Origin of the sequence: Sphingomonas sorbitolis, from assembly GCF_036663875.1 — a bacterium.
Taxonomy (GTDB): domain Bacteria; phylum Pseudomonadota; class Alphaproteobacteria; order Sphingomonadales; family Sphingomonadaceae; genus Sphingomonas.
Map to the genome: position 1 here is coordinate 40,738 of NZ_JAXOJS010000003.1, position 18,972 is coordinate 59,709.

Consider the following 18,972-nt stretch of genomic DNA (forward strand, 5'->3'; position numbering starts at 1 on the left):
GGATTAAGAGGGGCCGCCTTGCGCCTGCGCACCCGTCTCGGCATAGCCTCGGGCATGCACGACATACGCCTGATCCGCGACGATCCCGCCGCCTTCGACGCCGCCCTCGCCAAGCGGGGCTTCGCACCGCAGTCCGCCGCGCTGGTCGCGCTCGACGAGCAGCGGCGGGCGACGATCGCGGAGTCACAGACCGCGCAAACCCGTCGCAACGAGCTGTCGAAGGTGATCGGCCAGGCCAAGGCGCAGAAGGACGAGGCGAAGGCGCAGGCGCTGATGGCCGAGGTCGCGAGCCTGAAGGAGGCGCTGCCGCAGCTCGAGGCAGACGAGGCGCGGCTGAGTGGCGAGCTTGGCGACATGCTCGCGGCGATCCCAAACCTTCCCGCCGCCGACGTGCCCGAAGGCGGTGGCGAGGACGACAACGCGCTTGTCCACACTCGTGGCACGCCAACGACCTTCGCCTTCACTGCCCGCGAGCACGACGCGATCGGCCCGTCGATCGGCCTCGATTTCGAGACCGGTGCGGCGATGTCCGGGGCGCGTTTCACGCTGGTCCGCGGACCTGCCGCCAAGCTGCAACGCGCGCTTGGCCAGTTCATGCTCGATCACGTCGCAGACGCCGGCTTCGAGCAGGTCTCGCCACCGCTGCTGGTCCGCGACGAGGCCGTATTCGGGACCGGCCAGTTCCCCAAATTCTCCGAGGATCTGTTCCGCACCACCGATGGTCGCTGGCTGATCCCGACCGCCGAGGTGAGCCTGACCAACATCGTCCGCGAACAGATCCTCACCGAAGCCGAATTGCCGCTGCGGTTCACCGCGCTGACCCCGTGCTTCCGCTCAGAGGCGGGCGCGGCGGGTCGCGATACGCGCGGCTACATCCGCCAGCATCAGTTCGACAAGGTCGAGATGGTCTCGATCGTCACCCCCGACATGTCCGAGGCCGAGCACGAGCGGATGACGGCGTGTGCGGAGGGCGTGCTCGACGCGTTGCAGCTACCGTTCAGGCGGATGCTCCTATGCACCGGCGATATGGGTTTCACCGCGGCACGCACCTACGATCTCGAAGTCTGGCTGCCGGGCCAGGCGCGCTATCGCGAGATCAGCAGCGTCTCGACCTGCACCGATTTCCAGGCACGCCGGATGAACGCGCGCTATCGCCCCGAGGGCGAGAAGGGCACGCGGTTCGTCCACACGCTCAACGGGTCGGCGCTCGCGGTCGGCCGGACGCTCGTCGCGGTGCTGGAGAATTATCAGCAGGAAGACGGCTCGGTCGCGGTGCCGACGGTGCTCCAGCCGTATCTCGGCGGTCTGACAGTGTTGGAGCCAAAGCGCTGATGCGGATCCTGCTGACCAACGACGATGGCTATCATGCGCCCGGTCTCAAGGTGCTGGAGACGATCGCGCGGACCTTTTCGGACGATGTCTGGGTAGTGGCGCCTGCCGACGAACAGTCCGGCGCGGGCCATTCGCTGACGCTGTCGCGGCCGATCCGCGTGCGGAAGCATGGCGAGAAGCGCTTCGCCGTTGCGGGCACGCCGACCGATGCGGTTATGATGGCGCTCGCCAAGATCATGAAGGATTGCCCACCCGACCTGATCCTGTCGGGCGTCAACCGCGGCGCGAACCTCGCCGAGGACGTGACCTATTCGGGCACCGTCTCGGCAGCGATGGAAGGCGCGCTGGGCGGCATCCGCTCGATCGCGCTGAGCCAGATCTACAGCCGCGAGGGCATGGGCGACAGCGTACCGTTCGAAGCCGCCGCGGCGTGGGGCGAGCGCGTGCTGCGTCCGCTGATCGACGCCCCGCTGGCGCCGCGCACGTTAATCAACGTCAACTTCCCCGCCGGGCCGGCCGATGCGGTCAAGGGCGTCCGCGTGGTCGGCCAGGGCCTGCGCGACTATGGCCGGTTGCAGATCGTCAGCAACACCGACCCGCGCGGCTACGAGTATCACTGGTTCGCGCTTGGTCGGACCGTCGAGACGCCCGCGCACGCGACCGATCTCGAAGCGACCGCGGAGGGGTATGTGTCGGTGACGCCGCTGCATCTCGACCTGACACATTTCGAATCGATGGATATGCTCGAACGGGCCTATCGCTGATGCGGCGCGCGAGCCTGTTTGCGGTGGCGACAGTGCCGCTGCTCGGGCTCGTCGCGTGTATTCCGCAGGTCGAACGTCCGGCCGGTTACGGCACCGCGCCGGCCCAGCCGTATCGCGATCCCCCGCCGCGGCGCGATGATCAGCCCCGTCGAGACGATGATCGGCCCCGTCGGGACAATGATCGGCCCCGTCGGGACAATGATCGGCCACGACAAGACGACGATCGGCCGCGCCGGGACGACACGCCGCCGCAGGATATTCCTGGCCGCGATACCGGCGAAGTCGCCGCCCTGCCCGCACCGCGCCCCGCCTGGGAAGCGCGGCCGGTCAGCGCCGATGCGAAGACCATTCCCGACTCGACCTATCTCGTCCGGCCCGGCGATACGCTCGCCCGTGTGGTCGACCGCAGCGGCGCGAGCATGGAAGCCATCGCGCGCGCCAACGACCTCGAATCGCCCTATACGATTCGCGCTGGCCAGCGGCTGACGATCCCCGGCGGGCGTTATCACCAGGTCCGCCGCGGCGAGACCGGGATCGCGATCGCGCGCGCGTACGGCGTCGAATGGTCGCGGATCGTCGCCGCCAACGCGCTGGTCGAGCCATACGTGCTGCGTGCCGACCAGCGGATCCAGATCCCCGACGCTCCGGGCGGCGGCAGGCCAAGTGCTTCAGAACGCGCGCAGGCGTTCAAGCTCGACATTGACGATATCCTCACCGGCGGTGAGCCCGCGCTGGCGAGCAACCAGGCGCCCGCTCGGCCGATCGCGACACCGCGCCGCGTGCTGCCGTCGAACGCGGTCGTCACCGCACCAGCGCGTCTGGCGAGCGGCGGGTTCCTGTGGCCGGTCGACGGCAAGCTCGTGAAGCGCTTCGGTCCGGGTGCGAGCGGCGAACGCAACGACGGGATCAAGATCGCCGTGCCGATGTCGACACCGATCCATGCCGCGGCGGACGGCGTGGTCGCCTATGTCGGCGACGGCATCGCCGCGCTCGGCGGTCTGGTGATCGTCAAGCATGGCGGCGGCTGGACCAGCGTCTACGGCCATGCCTCGAAACTGCTGGTGCAGCGCGGCCAGAGCGTGAAGCGAGGGCAGACGATCGCGCTGTCGGGCGACACCGGGTTTGCGGATCGTCCGGAACTGCACTTCGAACTGCGCAAGGGGCGGACGCCGGTGGATCCGACGTCGCAGCTGCCGCGGAGCTGATCCGTCCACCACCGTAACCCACTCCCTTCCCGTCATCCCAGCGAAAGCTGGGATATCCCGGTTCGGGCCACGGCACCCGCCCCACAAAGATCCCAGCTTTCGCTGGGATGACGGTTGAGACTATGACGGTGATGGCCGGGATGACGTGAATCTCCCCTCCCGCTTGCGGGAGGGGTCGGGGGAGGGCATGGGAGCCACGAAGCCCCTCCCCTAACCCCTCCCGCAAGCGGAAGGGGAACGAGACGCACCATGACCTACCAGTCCGACCTGCTCACCACGCTGACCTCGCGCGGCTATGTCCACCAGATGACCGACGCGACCGCGCTCGATGCGCTCGCCGGCAAGCAGGTCGTGCCGGGCTATATCGGCTTCGATCCGACCGCGCCGTCGCTCCACGTCGGCAGCCTCGTCCAGATCATGCTGCTCCGCCGGCTCCAGCAGACCGGGCACAAGCCGATCGTGCTGATGGGCGGCGGTACCGGCAAGATCGGCGATCCGAGCTTCAAGGACGAAGCGCGCAAGCTGCTCGGCGAGGACGGGATCAAGGCCAACGTCGCCTCGATCCGGCGCATCTTCGAGCGCTTCCTGACGTTCGGGGACGGTCCGACCGACGCGGTGATGCTCGACAATGCCGAATGGCTCGACGCGCTCGAATACATCCCGTTCCTGCGCGATGTCGGCCAGCATTTCTCGGTCAACCGGATGCTCGCGTTCGACTCGGTCAAGCTCCGCCTCGACCGCGAACAGTCGCTGAGCTTCCTCGAATTCAACTATATGATCCTCCAGGCATACGACTTCCTAGAGCTGTCGCGCCGCGCCGAATGCCGCCTACAAATGGGCGGCTCGGACCAGTGGGGCAACATCGTCAACGGCATCGAGTTGTCGCGCCGGATGGACGGCACCGAGGTCTACGGAGTCACCACCCCGCTGATCACAACCGCGGACGGCGGCAAGATGGGCAAGACGATGTCGGGCGCGGTCTGGCTGCACGAAGATCAATTGCCGAACTTCGATTACTGGCAGTTCTGGCGCAACACCGACGACCGCGACGTCGGCCGCTTCCTGCGGCTGTTCACCGACCTCCCGCTCGACGAGATCGCGCGGCTGGAGGCGCTCGAAGGTGCCGAGATCAACGCCGCCAAGATCGTCCTGGCCAATGAAGCGACGGCAATGTGTCGCGGCCGGGCTGCCGCCGAACAGGCTGCGGAGACTGCGCGAAAGACCTTCGAGGAGGGTGCATCGGGCGATTCCTTGCCAAGCTTTGCCGTTGCGGACGGCTCGATCGGTATCGTCGAGGCGCTCGTCGGGCTAGGCTTCGTCGCCTCCAACGGCGAAGCGCGACGGAAGATCGCCGAGGGTGCGGTGCGGATCGACGGCACCGTCGAAAAGGAGCCGACCGCCTCGATCGAGGTCGTGGCGCCGGTCCGTTTGAGCCTCGGGAAAAAGCGGCATGGGATGCTAACTCCCTCGTAACGGAGGGCATTTTGGTTGTGGAAAACACGCCGTTAAGCATCTCCGTTCGCACGAGGTTCACAGCGACGCCGTTAAGCCAATGGTCCTAGAAAACGGGGAACATCCGATGCGAAATTATGCCACGGCTGTTCGAGACCACCGCGGCGAGCCACGCGACGAGGTGATGCACCGCACGCATGCGATCGACGGCGATGGCCGGAGCATGAAACTGGTGCTGGTGAACATGTCCGCGAACGGCCTGATGGCGCGATGCGAGGGTTCGCCCGAGGCTGGCGATCGGCTGCGGATTACCCTGCCAATACTTGGCGGCGTCGATGCGATCGTACGCTGGTCGCTCGGTGGACGGATCGGCTGCGAACTCGAACAGACGATCCCGCTGTCCGACTATTATGGCATGCTGACGGTGATGGTCCGCAACATCTGACGTCAGCCGGAGCGGAGCAAGGCAACACCGGCGTCCCGATCGAACAGATAGAGCGCCGTCCTTGCCGCCTGCCCCCTCGGGCCTTCGAGCCCGCCGTCGCGATCGATCAGCAGCCGCGCGTCGTCGTGCGCGCATTGCAGCAGGTCGGCCATCATGTCGGGAGTAGCGAGCCGGAACGCCATCTCGCCGGACTGCTTGGTGCCGAGCAGTTCGCCGGCACCGCGGAGGCGCAGATCCTCCTCGGCGATGCGGAAGCCGTCGTTGGTCTCGCGCATCAGGGCAAGGCGCGCGCGGGATGTCTCGCTGAGCGACGACCCGCGCATCAGCAGGCAGATCGATCGGCCGGTGCCGCGCCCCACCCGTCCGCGGAGCTGGTGGAGCTGGGCGAGGCCGAAGCGGTCGGCGTGCTCGATGACGATCAGCGTCGCGTTGGGGACGTCGACGCCGACCTCGATCACCGTCGTCGCGACGAGGACTGACGTGCGCGCGCCGGAGAACTCGGCCATCACCGCGTCCTTCTCCGCGGGTTTCATGCGGCCGTGGACGAGCGCCACCTTGTCGCCGAAGCGGGCACGCAGTGTCTCCGCGCGCATTTCGGCGGCGGCGAGGTCGCTCTTCTCGCTCTCCTCGACCAGCGGGCACACCCAGTAAGCCTGGCCGCCATCCGCCAGATGCCGGCCGAGCGCATTGACCACGTCGTCGAGGCGGTCCTCCGAGATAACGCGCGTCTCGATCGGCTGGCGTCCGGGCGGCATCTCGTCGAGGCGGCTAACGTCCATCTCGCCATATTGCGCAAGCGTCAGGGTACGCGGGATCGGCGTTGCGGTCATAGCCAGCAGATGCGGCGGCGCGACGCCCTTGGCCTGCAACGTCATCCGCTGCGCGACACCGAAGCGATGCTGTTCGTCGACCACCACCAGAGCGAGATCCTTGTAGCCGACCGCGTCCTGGAAGATCGCGTGCGTGCCAACGAGGATGTCGATCTCGCCGCTCGCCAGCGCCATCAGAGTCGCCTCTCGCGCGCGGCCCTTGTCGCGACCGGTGAGCACGCCAACGTTGATCGGCAGCCCGGCGAGCGTCTTTCGCAGCGTCTCGTAATGCTGGCGCGCGAGGATTTCAGTGGGGGCGAGCATCGCCGCCTGAGCGCCCGCCTCGACCGCGATCAGCATCGCCATCGCCGCGACCAGCGTCTTGCCCGAGCCGACATCGCCTTGCAGCAGCCGTAGCATCGGCGCGGTCTGCGCGAGATCGCCCTCGATCTCGCCGACCGTCCGCGATTGCGCGCCGGTCAGCGTGTAGGGGAGCTTGAGCAGGTCGCGCAGCCGGCCGTCGCCTTGCAGCGCCCGCCCCCGCCGCTTGCGGGTATCCGCGCGGACGATCGTCATCGCCAACTGGTTCGCGAACACCTCGTCATACGCCAGCCGTTCGCGCGCCTTTGCGTCCGACGGGTCGGCGTGGATGCGCGCCAGCGACTCGTGCCAGCCCGGCCATTCGCGTTTCGCCTTCAGGCCGGGCTCGATCCACTCGGGCAGGTCCGGCGCACGTGCGACCGCCTGCGTGGTCAGCGCAGCAAGCCGCCGTGACGTGAGGCCTTCCGACAGCGGATAGATCGGCTCGCGCTCGCGCAATTCCTCGTCCGGCTCGACGATGTCGGGATGGACGATCTGCAATTCCTGGCCGTATTCGTCGAGCCGGCCGGAGATGCGCTTGGCCTCGCCGATCGGAAGAAGCTTCTTCGCCCAGCCCGAACTGCCGCCGAAGAAGACGAGGCTGACGTAATTGCCGTGCTCGTCGGTCGCCTGGATTCGCGTTGGGCCGCGGCCGGCGCTGATCCTGTAGTCGCGCGGGGTCAGCGTGATCGTGATGATCCGGCCGGCATCGCTCGACATCAGCTCGGTGCGCGGCAGGCGATCGACGTACCCGGTCGGCAGATGGAAGGCGACGTCGACGACGCGCGCGAGCCCGAGCCGGTCGAGCGGCTTGGCGAGCGCGGGCCCCACCCCCTTCAGGACGAGGGTTTCGGCGAACAGCGGATTGAGGATTTCGGGTCGCATGACTATCTGGCCTCTATAGCCTAGCCGACGCTCGCTACCAGCGGGTCGCCGGCTCTTCGTGTTTGGAGATACGATGGACCACGAGACCCGCCTCAAGCGCCTGGGCTTTCGCAGCTCGCACCGCGGCACGCGCGAAGCCGACATGATGATCGGCGGCTTCTTCGAAACCTATGGCCGGACGTGGACGCCCGAGCAGCTCGACTGGTTCGAGGCGCTGCTCGAGGAACAGGACGTCGACATCATGGGCTGGGCGATCGGCTCGATCGCGTGCCCGCCCGAATGGGACGGGCCGATGATGCAGGCGATGCGCGATATCAACTACGTGACGGTCGTGAAGTAACATACTCCCTCTCCCTGCTGGGGAGAGGGTCGGGGTGAGGGGCAGCCAAGCAGTGCAGCGCCCGGAACAGCCCCTCACCCAACCCTCTCCCCGACGGGGAGAGGGCTTTAGGAAACCAATGCCAGACCTCAAGACGATCCTTTCCGCGACGAGCCCGCTGACGCTGTCGGGCGTGCCGTCCGGCTTCCAGCCGTCGCTGCTCGCCGACCTCGCGCGCGCCGCTAAGACCCGCGCGGTGTTCATCGCCCCCGACGATGCGGCGATGCGCGCGATCGCCTCGACCGCGGCGTATTTCGCGCCCGATCTCGAAGTGCTGAGCTTCCCGGCCTGGGACTGCCTTCCGTACGACCGCGCCTCGCCGACGCTCCGCATCATGGCCGAACGCGTCGCCGCGCTGCAACGCCTGCAAGGCAAGCCCCAGGGGCCGCAGCTCCTTCTCACCACCGCTAACGCCGCGACTCAGCGTGTCCTCACTCCGTTCCGCATCCGCCAACTCGTCGCGCGGCTTGCCCCCGGCGAACGGATCGGTCGCGACAAGCTCGCCATGCTGCTCCAGGCGAACGGCTATGTCCGCACCGACACCGTCCACGATCAGGGCGAGTACGCGGTGCGCGGCGGGATCGTCGATCTCTACCCGTCGGGCGAGGACCACGCGCTCCGCCTCGATTTCTTCGGCGACGAGATCGAGAGCGTCCGCACGTTCGACGCGGCCGACCAGCGCACCACCGGCCGGATCGACGGCTTCGTGCTGCTCCCCGCGTCCGAAGCGTTGCTCGACGAGGACTCGATCAAACGCTTCCGGACCCGCTACCGCGACGCGTTCGGCGCGACCGCGACCGGCGATCCGATGTACCAGGCGATCTCCGAAGGTCGGCGGATCGCGGGCATGGAGCATTGGCTGCCGCTGTTCGAAGAGAAGATGGCGACGCTGTTCGACCATCTCGGCGCCGACGACGTGGTGGTCCGCGACAACGGCGTCGCCGCAGCGGTCGAAAGCCGGCTCGAATCGATCGCCGACTATTACGAGAACCGCAAGCGCGCCGAGGCCGCCCAGCCCGGCAGCTATCGGCCGATGCCCGCCAAGGCGCTGTACCTCGACGCGCAGGAATGGTCCGGCGGAGTCGAGGCGTTCGCCGCGCACATCACCTCGCCGTTCCACGAACCGCCGAGCGACACCGTGCTCGACTTCGACGTCGACGGCCCACGCGATTTCGGACCCGAGCGGGCGGCGCAAACGAACATCTACGAAGCCGTCGCGGATCACGTCGAGAAGCTCCGGAAGCAGGGTCGCAAGCCGATCCTCGCCAGCTATTCGATCGGCGCACGCGAACGCCTGGGGAGCCTGCTCGCCGACCACGGCATGAAAGGCGGCAAGCACGCCGAAACCTGGCAGGACGCGCTCGGCATCGCCGATACCGCGCGCAGCTTCGGCGTCGCGCTGATCGTCCTGCCGCTCGATCACGGCTTCACCGCGCCGGGGATCGCGGTGCTCACCGAGCAGGACATGCTCGGCGACCGCCTCGTCCACCGCAAGAAGCGCAAGAAATCCGCCGACGCGTTCCTTGCGGAACTGGCGACGCTGACGCCGGGCGATCTGGTCGTCCACACCGAGCACGGCATCGGCCGCTACGAGGGCCTGACCTCGATTCCCGTCGGTCAGAGCCCGCACGACTGCGTCGCGCTCAGCTATGCCGGCGGCGACAAGCTCTACGTGCCGGTCGAGAACATCGACGTCCTCTCGCGCTACGGCTCGTCCGAGGAAGGCGCGACGCTCGACCGGCTCGGCGGCGAGGGCTGGCAGCGTCGCAAGTCTAAGATGAAGGAGCGGATCCGCGAGATCGCCGGCGAACTCATCGCCACCGCCGCCGAACGCGCGCTGCATCCGGGCGATGTGCTCGAACCCGATGCGAGCGGCTATCCGAGCTTCGTCGATCGCTTCCCGTACGAAGAAACCGAAGACCAGGACCGCGCGATCGAGGACGTGCTCGGCGATCTGGCGGCGGGCAAACCGATGGACCGGCTGGTGGTCGGCGACGTCGGCTTCGGCAAGACCGAGGTCGCGTTGCGCGCCGCGTTCGTCGCGGCGATGGGCGGCAAGCAGGTCGCGATCGTCTGCCCGACGACGCTGCTCGCACGCCAGCACTACAACAACTTCGTCGCCCGCTTCGAAGGCTTCCCAATGAACATGGGCCGGCTGTCGCGGCTCGTCACCGCGAGCGAGGCGAAGGCGACCAAGGAGGGGCTGGCCAACGGCACGATCGACGTCGTCATCGGCACGCATGCGCTGCTGGCGAAGAACATCGACTTCAAGCGGCTCGGGCTGGTGGTGGTCGACGAGGAGCAGCGCTTCGGCGTGACGCACAAGGAGCGGCTCAAGGCGCTGCGGGCGGACGTCCACATGCTGACGCTGACCGCGACGCCGATCCCGCGCACGCTCCAGATGGCGATGTCGGGGATCCGCGAGCTGTCAGTGATCCAGACCCCACCGGTCGATCGCCTCGCGGTGCGAACGTACATCATGCCGTTCGACCCGGTGGTGCTGCGCGAGGCGTTGCTGCGCGAGCATTACCGTGGCGGGCAGAGCTTCGTCGTCACGCCGCGCGTCGCGGACTTGCCCGAGATCGAGGACTTCCTGCGCGAGCAGGTGCCCGAGATCCGCTTCGTCGTCGCGCACGGCCAGATGTCGCCGACCGAGGTCGAGGAGCGCATGTCGGCGTTCTACGACAAGAAGTTCGAAGTGCTCGTGTCGACCACGATCATCGAGAGCGGGATCGACATCGCGTCCGCCAACACGATGATCGTCCACCGCGCCGACCGCTTCGGCCTTGCGCAATTGTATCAGCTGCGCGGACGTGTCGGGCGGTCGAAGACGCGGGCGTATGCGTATCTGGTGACGCCGCCCGAGCGGCAGATGACGGTGACGGCGGAGAAGCGCCTGAAGGTGCTGTCCGATCTCGACTCGCTGGGGGCTGGCTTCCAGCTGGCAAGCCACGATCTCGATATCCGCGGCGCTGGTAACATGCTCGGCGACGAGCAGACCGGGCACATTAAGGAAGTCGGGTTCGAGCTCTACCAGGCGATGCTGGAGGAGGCGATCATGGACGCCAAGGCCGGCGGCATGACCTCGTCGCGGCCGCGCGATTTCTCGCCGCAGATCACGGTCGACGCGCCGATCCTGATCCCCGAGGATTACGTGCCCGATCTCGACCTGCGGATGGGGCTGTATCGCCGCCTCAACGATCTCGACGAGGGCCAGGAGATCGAGGCCTTCGCGGCCGAGATGATCGATCGCTTCGGGCCGCTGCCGGACGCGACGGAGAATCTGATCAAGGTCATCGAGATCAAGCTGAACGCAAAGCGCGCGTGCGTGTCGAAGATCGACGTCGGCCCGCGCGGCGTGCTGGTGTCGTTCCACAACGACACGCCGCCGAACATCGACAAGCTGCTGGCGTATGTCGAGCGGCTCAACGGTGTCGCGCGATTGCGGCCGGACAGCAAACTGGTGTTGCAACGCGCGTGGGGCGATCCGAAGGCGCGGCTGCACGGGGCGCTTCAGCTGTCGAAGGGACTCGCGAAGGCGGCGGGATAAGCGCCTGATTTAGGAGTGTGCGGTTCTCCTGCGAAAGCAGGAGTCCAGGGTTACGAGCACCATCGTCTGCAATCCTGGATTCCTGCGTTCGCAGGAACACGGCACATGAAAAAGGCCGGGCCATTCGCGAGAATAGCCCGGCCTTTTCGCCGTCTAGAGTACGTGCTTACTTCGGCAGCACGACGCTCGGCCCGATGCTGTCGACGACCTTACGCGCATCGAACGCGCGGATGTTGTCGCGCGGGATCGGGCCCTTGCGCATCACGATCTCGGCGGTCGCTTCATAGCGGTCGATCGTGCGGACATCGAAGTCGTTGCCCCAGGGGCCACCGAAGCCGCCGCCGTATCCACCGAACCCGCCGCCGAAGCCCGGGCTCCAGTTACGCCAGCCGAAACCACGACCGTAATAGCGCCACGACGGACCCCAATAGCCGCCGAATCCGCCATAGCCGAACCCGCCGCCAATCCCGGGCGTCGAATAGGTTCGCGACTGGAGGTTGGTGTCGCGGTCGGCCATCAGGTAATAATCATAGCCGTTCTGCAACGTCAGTTCGGCCGCGCGGAAGAAGAGGTAGCGCTCCACGGTGTCGCGCGACGTAACGCTGTTGCCGGCGAAGCTGACGAGGAAGCGACCCGGCTCGACCTGGCGGTCGCTATAGCCGGTACGGCTGAACCCCTGGCCCGTCGCCGGCCGATAAGTGGTCTCGGTCGCGCATCCGGCCAGCAGCAGCGCGCCCGTTGCGAGCGCTGCGAGTGCGACCTTGCGACCCTGTGTCTTGAACATGGTGTCGTCTCCGTTCGCGGCGAATGCGGCGAAACGCCGCTTATTAGCCGTCAGTGGTGGAACGGTTGATGAACGACATCGCTCCAATGCGCCACCGGCCTGACACATTTTTCATGATCTGCGTCAGTCGCCGATGACGTGAAGCGCGAGCGTGCGCCGATGCGGGCGGCGGCGGTGTTCGAACAGGTAGATCCCCTGCCACGTCCCAAGCGCGAGTCGCTCGTCGATCAGCGGGATCGAGAGCTGGACCTGCGTGAGTGCCGTGCGCAGGTGTGCGGGCATATCGTCCGGCCCCTCGTCGTCGTGGAGATACTCACGCGACTCAGGCGCGATCCGCGCAAAATACGCTTCGAGATCGGTGCGAACCTCGGGCGCCGCGTTTTCCTGGATGAGGAGCGAGGCGGAGGTGTGACGGCAGAATATCGTCAGCAGACCTTCCACCATCCGCTGATCGCGGACCCATCGTTCGATAGGGTCGGTAAGGTCGACGAGGCCCTGACGGCGGGTGTCGATGGTGATGGATGTGGTGGCTTGGCGCATACGCTACCGAACGATCGACCGGGTGGGTTGCTCCAGCAGTCGAGCAAGGATCGGCTCGAATACGAAGATTGGTCGGGGACCGAGACTGGCTGGGGCGGCAGGGTTCGAACCTGCGCATGGCGGCATCAAAAGCCGCTGCCTTACCACTTGGCGACGCCCCAACAGAGGCGGCCTTATAGCGGGGCGGCGGCGTCTGAAAAGCCCCCGCGGTCGTCAATCCGCGAGATGGTGCAGCCAGTTGTTGTCGTCGGGTGCGGTGCCGCGCTGGATCGACACCAGCGCGTCGCGCATCCGCATCGTCAAAGCCCCCGGGCCACCGCTGCCGATCGTGAAGCGACCCTCGGGACTCGCCACCGTGCCGATCGGCGTCACCACCGCCGCCGTGCCGCACGCGAACGCCTCGACCAGCCGGCCGCTCGCCGCATCGGCGCGCCACTGGTCGATCGTATAGCCCTCTTCGCGGACCTCGATGCCCTGCGCGCGCGCGAGCGTCAGGATCGAGTCGCGCGTGATCCCGGGGAGGATCGTGCCGGTCAGCGCAGGCGTCGCCATGCTGCCGTCGTCGAACACGAAGAAGATGTTCATGCCGCCCAGCTCCTCGACCCAGCGACGCTCGGCCGCATCCAGGAAGACGACCTGGTCGCAGCCGTTGCGGATCGCTTCGGACTGCGCGAGCAGGCTGGCGGCGTAGTTGCCACCGCACTTGGCCGCGCCGGTGCCGCCCTGTGCGGCGCGCGTGTATTGCTGGCTTACCCAGATCGACACCGTCGGGGCGCCGCCCTTGAAATAGGCGCCGACCGACGAGGCGAGCACCATGTAGAGATATTCGGCGGACGGCTTCACGCCGAGGAACACTTCGGAGGCGAACATGAACGGGCGCAGGTACAGCGCGCCGCCGTCGCTCTCGGGGATCCAGTTCGCATCGGTCTTGACGAGACGCTCGACCGACTCGAGGAACAGCTCCTCGGGCAGTTCGGGCATTGCGAGGCGCCGCGCCGAATCCTGGAAGCGGCGCGCGTTCGCCTCGGGGCGGAACAGCGCGGTGCCGCCATCGGCGAGGCGATACGCCTTCATCCCCTCGAAGATTTCCTGCGCGTAATGCAGCACCGACGAGGCGGGATCGATCGTCAGCGGCGCGCGCGCGGTGATGCGGGCGTCATGCCAGCCCTCGGTCTCGCTATAGCGGATCATCGCCATGTGATCGGTGAAGACGCGACCGAAACCGGGGTCGATCAGCCGTTTCGCGCGCTCGTTCGCCTCGACCGGGGTCGCATTCGGTTCATGCCGAAAGGCGGAGGGCGACGTAAAAGCTGGAGCGGACATCGAATTCTCTCTCAAGGCGGGTTGCCGACGACTACGGGCGATGGCTAAACCGGTCAACATGTCTGCCACAGCTTCGCCTGCCTCACCCCTGTTCCTTCGCGAACCCGAGCTCCGCCGTGGCATGGAGCTGCTATACTTCGGCTACAGCCATCTAACGCGATCGATCGACGAGGGGCTTGCGCAGGAAGGCTTGGGACGCGCGCATCATCGTGCGCTGTATTTCATCGCGCGCAAACCCGACATGACGGTGAGCGAATTGCTGTCGTTGCTGGCGATCACCAAGCAGTCGCTCGGGCGCGTCCTGAACGAACTGGCGGACCGCAAGCTGGTCGAGACGCGGCCCGGCGAGCGCGATCGGCGACAGCGGTTGCTGCGGCTGACGCCGGAAGGCTCGATCATGGAGCGAGAGCTGTTCGAGGCGGCGCGGGTACAGATGTCGGCGGCGTATGCGAGTGCGGGACAGAGCGCGGTGTCGGGCTTCTGGGCGGTTCTGGAGGGCCTGGTGCCGGAGAGCGAGCGGTCGCAGGTGATCGGGCTGCGCGGGTAAGCGCGCGGGCGCCGAGTGCTGATGCCTGAAGCGCGTTGCGTGCCGGAATGTTGCTCGATACCCGATGCCTGCCGGACCAAAGTCTGATGCACGCCTTACTGAGACTTGCCCGACTGATGACTGCCTGACTGTCAGCTGCTGCCGCCGCCACTGCTCTTCACCCCGCATCCATTCTTGCCCACTCCTCAACCGTCATCCCAGCGAAAGCTGGGATCTCATGGTTTGGCAGATGTCGCGAGCCACGCTGGGATACCCCAGCTTTCGCTGGGGTGACGGGATAGGGGCGGAGTGACGGGTAAGGTTAGAATGACGCGGTTAGGTTAGAATGACGGGGTAAGGTTGGAATGGCACGGCAAGGTTCGGATAGCGGCTGAAGCTGGAGTGACGACCCGCCTACCCTCCACGGCCTAACGCGCGGCGGCCGCCATTTCAGCGTTGCGGCGTTCGGAGGCGGCTAGCGTTTCCTTGAGCAACGTTACCAGCGCATCGTTGCGGTCGAGGACGTTCAGACCTTCGCGGGTCGATCCGCCGGGGCTCGCCACGCGGTCCGCGAGCACGGCGGGCGACACGTCCGCATCGGCGGCCATGATCGCCGAGCCCTCTAGCGTGGCGATCGCCAAGCGTGCGGCTTGGTCCGCCGGCAGGCCGAGCGCAGCGCCCGCCTTGGCGAGTGCGTCGGCGAAGCGGAACACGAAGCCAGGGCCGCAGCCTGCGAGTGCGGTTACCGCATCGAAATGCGCTTCGTCGGCGATCCATTCGTAATGGCCGAGCGGCGCAGCGAAGGCTTCTGCCGCCGCGATAGGTTCGCCGGGGGCGTAGAGCGACGTCACGCCCTTGCCGATCGCGACCGGTAGGTTGGGCATCGCGCGGACGATCATCTCAGCCGCGAACCGCTTCGACAGTGCAGCATGATCGACCCCGGCGAGGATCGACAGCAGTAGCGTCGGTGCGCCCTTCATCGGCGCCAGCAACGCCTGCGCAGCCTCGATCTGCTGCGGCTTGAGCGCAAGCATCAGCGTGGCAGGCGCCTTCTCGTCGGGCAGAGCGGTCAGCGTGCGGACACCCTTGGGGGCACCCTTCCCGCTCCGCGTGATCACCGTCACGGTCGCCGGATCAAGCCCCGCGGCGGTCCAGCGGCGCAGCATCGCGCCGCCCATGTTGCCGCAACCGATCAGCCACAGCGGGCCTTCGGGGAAACTCACGCTCACGCCTCGCCGTGCGTTTCGATCAGCGCCGCAGCGATTGCCTCCTTGGGGCTCTTGCCGCCCCACAACACGAACTGGAACACGGGGTAGAAACGCTCGCATTCCTCTATCGCCGATTCGACTAGCAGTTCGGCGGCGTCCAGCGACATCGTTCCTTCATCGCCACCGTCAACCATCGCCGCATGCCGGAACAGTAATATGCCGCTTGACGACCATAGCTCGAAATGGCCGATCCAGAGCTGCTCGTTGACCAGCCCGATCGTCTCATAGACAGCCTGGCGCCGCTCATCGGGCACCTTGATGTCGGGAAAAGCGAGGAATTGCAGGACGCTATCGTCTTCGCGCCACAGCGCGCGGAGTTCGTACGTCGTCCAGCTACCCTTTACGGTCGCAACGATCTCATCCTCGTGACGCTCGTGCTCCCAGCCATGCGCGGCATAGTAGCTCTCGAGCATGTCGATCGGGGCGGCGTCTTCGTGGTCGTGGTCTACTTGGTCGAGCATCATAGGGTCCTGGCGGTCCTTATCGCACGACAAAGGCTGCCGAGGCAAAAACGCCACGGCAACCCCATCGAACCCGTTTCTGCGGAAAACTGTGGAAAAGTCAGTCGACCGCCGCCTCGTATGACGCCCCGGACGGCGCATTTACCGTGGATTGCGCGGCGAACTTGGCCTCGAGCGCATCGAGCCGTGCCTTGAGCACGTCGTTTTCGTCGCGGGCTGCGGCGGCCATTGTCTTGACCGCATCGAACTCTTCGCGGCTGACGAAGTCGAGACCGCCAAGCCATTCGCGAGCCCGCTCGCGCGCACCCGAACCGGCTTCGCGTCCGACGCCCGCAAGCGTACCGGCCGCACCGTTCAAGACCTTGACGATATCGTCGAACACGCGGTTTTCGGACTGCATTGCTTCAAATTCCCGTAAGATCAGTTCGTCACAGCATTTGGGACGTATGGCTGGCGGGTGCAAGTGTCTCGGCGCCGGGGTTCAACTGCCCGATGCTGAACGCGAGCACGCCGGCAAAGCTGATCCAGACCATATACGGCACCATCAGCCAAGCCGCGGCGGGCCGTATCCGCGCGAAGACGAAGGTCGCGGTGATCGACAAGGCGAGCATCGCGACGATCACCAGCACCGATGCGCCGATCCTGTGCGCGCCGAAGAACATCGGTGTCCAGGCGAGGTTGAACGCGAACTGCCCGACGAACAGCGCAACCGCGAGCCCACGCAACCGCGCCCCACGTGCGTTGAGGATCATCGCCAGTGCGAGCCCGATCAGGATGTAGAGCGTCGTCCAGACTACGGGAAACACCCAGCCCGGCGGGTTCAGCGCAGGCTTGGCGAGCGCCATGTACCAGGCATTGTCGCTACCGACGCTGACCGAGCGACCCGAGAGGAAACCGAGCAACAGGATCAGGGGCACGGTCACGACCGCCCAGCGGAGGAACGACATCCTCAACTGGCCCTTCGAAGCGATACCGCCCACACAAATCCTTCCGTCTCTACGCGCGCTCGTCCTGGCGCGCATTTTGCGATCGGTAAACCGTGCGTTGGCGATAATCGTTCCGCTAGTGGTTCATTCCGGCACGGTGGGGAACGTTGGCTAGAGTTTCGAACGACATCCACCACTCTCCGTCATCCTGACGAAAGTCAGGATCCAGTGTAACGAAAGACCGCGTGCGGTATCCTGGGTCCCGACTTTCGTCAGGATGACGGGGGTCTTTGCGGATCCGCCGGCGCTTCCGAAACCGGTACGTCCGATGCTGGCCTCTCGCCATGCATAGCGGCAATCAGGAATTCGACATTGCCTTCGGGGCCGGTGATCGGGCTCTCGACCACGCCCTCGACATGCCAGCCCTGCCCGGTTAGCCATGCCGCGACCTGGTCGCAGACGCGCTGGTGGATCGCGGAATCGCGGACGACGCCGCCCTTCCCGACCTCCTCGCGGCCCGCCTCGAACTGCGGCTTCACCAGCGCCATCAGCCTTGCATCGGGCTTGGCGAAGGACATCGGCCGTTCCAGGACCTTGGCCAGGCCAATGAAGCTCGCATCGCACACGATCAGGTCGATCGGTTCGGGGATGTGCGCGGGCGTGAGAATGCGGGCGCTCGTCTGTTCGTGGACGATGACGCGGTCGTCCTGGCGTAGCGACCAGGCGAGCTGGTTGGTGCCGCTATCGACCGCGTACACGCGGGCCACGCCATTCTTGAGCATGACATCGGTGAAACCGCCCGTCGAGGAGCCGACGTCGATCGCGACCGCGCCGGTCACGTCCCAGCCAAAATGCGCGAGGCCGTGCGCGAGCTTGATCCCGCCGCGCGAAACCCAGGGGTGATCGCGCCCGCGAACGTCGAGCAGCACGTCGTGGGGGAGCGTCTGGCCGGGCTTCTCGACCTTCTTGGTCCCCGCGAACACGAGGCCCGCCATGATAAGCGCCTGCGCGCGCGTCCGCGACTCGACAAGGCCTTTGTCGACCAGCAACTGGTCTGCCCGTATCTTTACCATGCGCGCAACTTTCCCATACCCCGCCTATCGCCCCCCGATCCGATCGCCGCAAGCTGCCTTCCTTTCGCCGCAATGCTATTGCCTACCGATCAAGTAGGATTACGTTGAGGCTTGGGAAGCGTGATCAGCCGGCGTCCCCTAGAGCGTCCCCCCGGTCACGCTTTCCACCCCGAAACGGGCCACCCCGAAACGGGGCCTTGGAGAAGGAGAAGCGCTGTGGGTAGTTTCGCACCGTATGATTCCGTCCAGCCGACCATCCTGACCGTGCCGGGTCTCGGCGGTTCGGGCCCGTCACATTGGCAGACTTTATGGGAGGACGCCCGCCCCGACACGGTGCGCGTCGAACTCGGCATGTGGAACACGCCGCACCGCAACGCCTGGGTGACGCGACTCGACGAGGCGATCCGCCGCGCCGACGCACCGGTGATCCTCGCCGCGCACAGCCTCGGCTGCCTAGCGGTGGCATGGTGGGCCGAACTCAGCCCGCAGCCTTATGGCTGGCCGGTAGCGGGCGCATTGCTAGTGGCGCCGGCGGATGTCGATCGCGGCGGCGCGCAGGCGGAGTTGAAAGGCTTTTCGCCGACGCCGCGCACGCCCTTGCCGTTCCCGTCGATCGTGGTGGCGAGCAGCGACGACCCCTGGGTCACGCCGCAGCGCGCGCACAGCATGGCGGCGGAATGGGGCAGCCACTTCGTCGACGCCGGCCCGCAGGGGCATCTGAACGCGGCAAGCGGGATCGGCTGGTGGCGCGAGGGGCAGGATCTGCTGGAGCGGGTGATCGCGGCGAGTGGCGATGGCCGGGGGCAGGCGCTGCCGCCGAGCAAGGCGCGGTCGATCCTTGCGGTGAGCGCGACCGATGCAGCGCAGACGCATTATCTGGGTGGGTGACT

General features: G+C 66.6%; 18 protein-coding genes and 1 tRNA gene. 9 read left to right on the forward strand and 10 right to left on the reverse strand.

Annotated features, from left to right (window positions below; genetic code table 11):
• Positions 1-54 precede the first annotated feature (54 nt).
• From serS to U1763_RS09470, 5 genes are all read left to right on the forward strand, one after another.
• Positions 55-1,332, forward strand: a complete 1,278-nt coding sequence (serS, locus tag U1763_RS09450) for a serine--tRNA ligase (protein WP_332755022.1) — start codon at positions 55-57, stop codon at positions 1,330-1,332.
• Entirely contained in the window at positions 1,332-2,096 is a 765-nt protein-coding gene (gene surE / locus U1763_RS09455; RefSeq protein WP_332755023.1) for a 5'/3'-nucleotidase SurE, read from the forward strand. Before serS ends, surE begins: the two co-directional genes overlap by 1 nt.
• Entirely contained in the window at positions 2,096-3,301 is a 1,206-nt protein-coding gene (locus tag U1763_RS09460; RefSeq protein ID WP_332755024.1) for a peptidoglycan DD-metalloendopeptidase family protein, read from the forward strand. Before surE ends, U1763_RS09460 begins: the two co-directional genes overlap by 1 nt.
• 249 nt (positions 3,302-3,550) lie before the next feature.
• Positions 3,551-4,774: a tyrosine--tRNA ligase gene (tyrS, locus tag U1763_RS09465; protein WP_332755025.1), complete on the forward strand. Its 1,224-nt coding sequence runs from the start codon at positions 3,551-3,553 to the stop codon at positions 4,772-4,774.
• Between the two features lie 106 nt (positions 4,775-4,880).
• Positions 4,881-5,198, forward strand: coding sequence for a PilZ domain-containing protein (locus tag U1763_RS09470; protein ID WP_132738446.1), 318 nt, complete (start codon positions 4,881-4,883; stop codon positions 5,196-5,198).
• Positions 5,199-5,200: 2 nt separating this feature from the next.
• Here U1763_RS09470 and recG read toward each other — a convergent pair whose 3' ends face one another.
• Positions 5,201-7,252, reverse strand: a complete 2,052-nt coding sequence (gene recG, locus U1763_RS09475) for an ATP-dependent DNA helicase RecG (protein ID WP_332755026.1) — start codon at positions 7,250-7,252, stop codon at positions 5,201-5,203.
• Between the two features lie 73 nt (positions 7,253-7,325).
• Between recG and U1763_RS09480 the strand changes: the two genes are divergently transcribed.
• Positions 7,326-7,592, forward strand: a complete 267-nt coding sequence (locus tag U1763_RS09480; protein ID WP_307085518.1) for an FAD assembly factor SdhE — start codon at positions 7,326-7,328, stop codon at positions 7,590-7,592.
• A 118-nt stretch (positions 7,593-7,710) separates the two neighbouring features.
• The gene (mfd, locus tag U1763_RS09485) at positions 7,711-11,181 is read left to right on the forward strand and encodes a transcription-repair coupling factor (protein ID WP_332755027.1); all 3,471 of its coding nucleotides are present in this window, start codon (positions 7,711-7,713) and stop codon (positions 11,179-11,181) included.
• A gap of 166 nt (positions 11,182-11,347) precedes the next feature.
• Here the strand turns inward: mfd and U1763_RS09490 are convergent, their stop codons facing one another.
• The 4 genes from U1763_RS09490 to U1763_RS09505 form a co-directional block, all read right to left on the reverse strand.
• Complete coding sequence (locus U1763_RS09490; RefSeq protein WP_332755028.1) at positions 11,348-11,965, reverse strand: CC0125/CC1285 family lipoprotein; 618 nt, start codon at positions 11,963-11,965, stop codon at positions 11,348-11,350.
• 123 nt (positions 11,966-12,088) lie between these two features.
• Positions 12,089-12,505: a secondary thiamine-phosphate synthase enzyme YjbQ gene (locus tag U1763_RS09495; RefSeq protein WP_332755029.1), complete on the reverse strand. Its 417-nt coding sequence runs from the start codon at positions 12,503-12,505 to the stop codon at positions 12,089-12,091.
• An 86-nt stretch (positions 12,506-12,591) separates the two neighbouring features.
• Positions 12,592-12,666: transfer RNA gene (locus U1763_RS09500), tRNA-Gln, on the reverse strand.
• Between the two features lie 52 nt (positions 12,667-12,718).
• Positions 12,719-13,828 (reverse strand): branched-chain amino acid aminotransferase, encoded by a 1,110-nt coding sequence (locus U1763_RS09505; RefSeq protein WP_277982235.1) that lies wholly within the window; start codon positions 13,826-13,828, stop codon positions 12,719-12,721.
• 58 nt (positions 13,829-13,886) lie between these two features.
• Between U1763_RS09505 and U1763_RS09510 the strand changes: the two genes are divergently transcribed.
• Complete coding sequence (locus tag U1763_RS09510) at positions 13,887-14,375, forward strand: MarR family transcriptional regulator (protein WP_243643313.1); 489 nt, start codon at positions 13,887-13,889, stop codon at positions 14,373-14,375.
• 407 nt (positions 14,376-14,782) lie between these two features.
• On the opposite strand, the gene U1763_RS09515 is transcribed toward U1763_RS09510, so the two are convergent.
• From U1763_RS09515 to U1763_RS09535, 5 genes are all read right to left on the reverse strand, one after another.
• Positions 14,783-15,577, reverse strand: coding sequence for a pyrroline-5-carboxylate reductase family protein (locus U1763_RS09515; RefSeq protein ID WP_443026906.1), 795 nt, complete (start codon positions 15,575-15,577; stop codon positions 14,783-14,785).
• Positions 15,578-15,579: 2 nt separating this feature from the next.
• Complete coding sequence (locus U1763_RS09520) at positions 15,580-16,086, reverse strand: type III secretion system chaperone family protein (RefSeq protein ID WP_165886520.1); 507 nt, start codon at positions 16,084-16,086, stop codon at positions 15,580-15,582.
• Positions 16,087-16,183: 97 nt separating this feature from the next.
• Positions 16,184-16,483 (reverse strand): accessory factor UbiK family protein, encoded by a 300-nt coding sequence (locus U1763_RS09525; protein ID WP_132738472.1) that lies wholly within the window; start codon positions 16,481-16,483, stop codon positions 16,184-16,186.
• Positions 16,484-16,511: 28 nt separating this feature from the next.
• Positions 16,512-17,030, reverse strand: coding sequence for a TspO/MBR family protein (locus U1763_RS09530; protein ID WP_443026917.1), 519 nt, complete (start codon positions 17,028-17,030; stop codon positions 16,512-16,514).
• Positions 17,031-17,281: 251 nt separating this feature from the next.
• On the reverse strand, positions 17,282-18,082 hold the full coding sequence (locus U1763_RS09535; RefSeq protein WP_332755032.1) for a TlyA family RNA methyltransferase: 801 nt from the start codon (positions 18,080-18,082) through the stop codon (positions 17,282-17,284).
• A 216-nt stretch (positions 18,083-18,298) separates the two neighbouring features.
• Between U1763_RS09535 and U1763_RS09540 the strand changes: the two genes are divergently transcribed.
• Positions 18,299-18,970 (forward strand): RBBP9/YdeN family alpha/beta hydrolase, encoded by a 672-nt coding sequence (locus U1763_RS09540; RefSeq protein WP_332755033.1) that lies wholly within the window; start codon positions 18,299-18,301, stop codon positions 18,968-18,970.
• Positions 18,971-18,972 lie beyond the last annotated feature (2 nt).

Bases quoted from the DNA above. Each gene is read 5' to 3' on its own strand.
- U1763_RS09460 (WP_332755024.1), top strand. From the start codon at position 2,096: ATGCGGCGCGCGAGCCTGTTTGCGGTGGCGACAGTGCCGCTGCTCGGG.
- U1763_RS09520 (WP_165886520.1), bottom strand. From the start codon at position 16,086: ATGATGCTCGACCAAGTAGACCACGACCACGAAGACGCCGCCCCGATC.
- U1763_RS09510 (WP_243643313.1), top strand. From the start codon at position 13,887: ATGTCTGCCACAGCTTCGCCTGCCTCACCCCTGTTCCTTCGCGAACCC.
- U1763_RS09490 (WP_332755028.1), bottom strand. From the start codon at position 11,965: ATGTTCAAGACACAGGGTCGCAAGGTCGCACTCGCAGCGCTCGCAACG.
- surE (WP_332755023.1), top strand. From the start codon at position 1,332: ATGCGGATCCTGCTGACCAACGACGATGGCTATCATGCGCCCGGTCTC.
- U1763_RS09535 (WP_332755032.1), bottom strand. From the start codon at position 18,082: ATGGTAAAGATACGGGCAGACCAGTTGCTGGTCGACAAAGGCCTTGTC.
- tyrS (WP_332755025.1), top strand. From the start codon at position 3,551: ATGACCTACCAGTCCGACCTGCTCACCACGCTGACCTCGCGCGGCTAT.
- recG (WP_332755026.1), bottom strand. From the start codon at position 7,252: ATGCGACCCGAAATCCTCAATCCGCTGTTCGCCGAAACCCTCGTCCTG.
- U1763_RS09530 (WP_443026917.1), bottom strand. From the start codon at position 17,030: ATGTCGTTCCTCCGCTGGGCGGTCGTGACCGTGCCCCTGATCCTGTTG.
- U1763_RS09505 (WP_277982235.1), bottom strand. From the start codon at position 13,828: ATGTCCGCTCCAGCTTTTACGTCGCCCTCCGCCTTTCGGCATGAACCG.
- U1763_RS09470 (WP_132738446.1), top strand. From the start codon at position 4,881: ATGCGAAATTATGCCACGGCTGTTCGAGACCACCGCGGCGAGCCACGC.
- U1763_RS09480 (WP_307085518.1), top strand. From the start codon at position 7,326: ATGGACCACGAGACCCGCCTCAAGCGCCTGGGCTTTCGCAGCTCGCAC.
- U1763_RS09525 (WP_132738472.1), bottom strand. From the start codon at position 16,483: ATGCAGTCCGAAAACCGCGTGTTCGACGATATCGTCAAGGTCTTGAAC.
- mfd (WP_332755027.1), top strand. From the start codon at position 7,711: ATGCCAGACCTCAAGACGATCCTTTCCGCGACGAGCCCGCTGACGCTG.
- U1763_RS09495 (WP_332755029.1), bottom strand. From the start codon at position 12,505: ATGCGCCAAGCCACCACATCCATCACCATCGACACCCGCCGTCAGGGC.
- serS (WP_332755022.1), top strand. From the start codon at position 55: ATGCACGACATACGCCTGATCCGCGACGATCCCGCCGCCTTCGACGCC.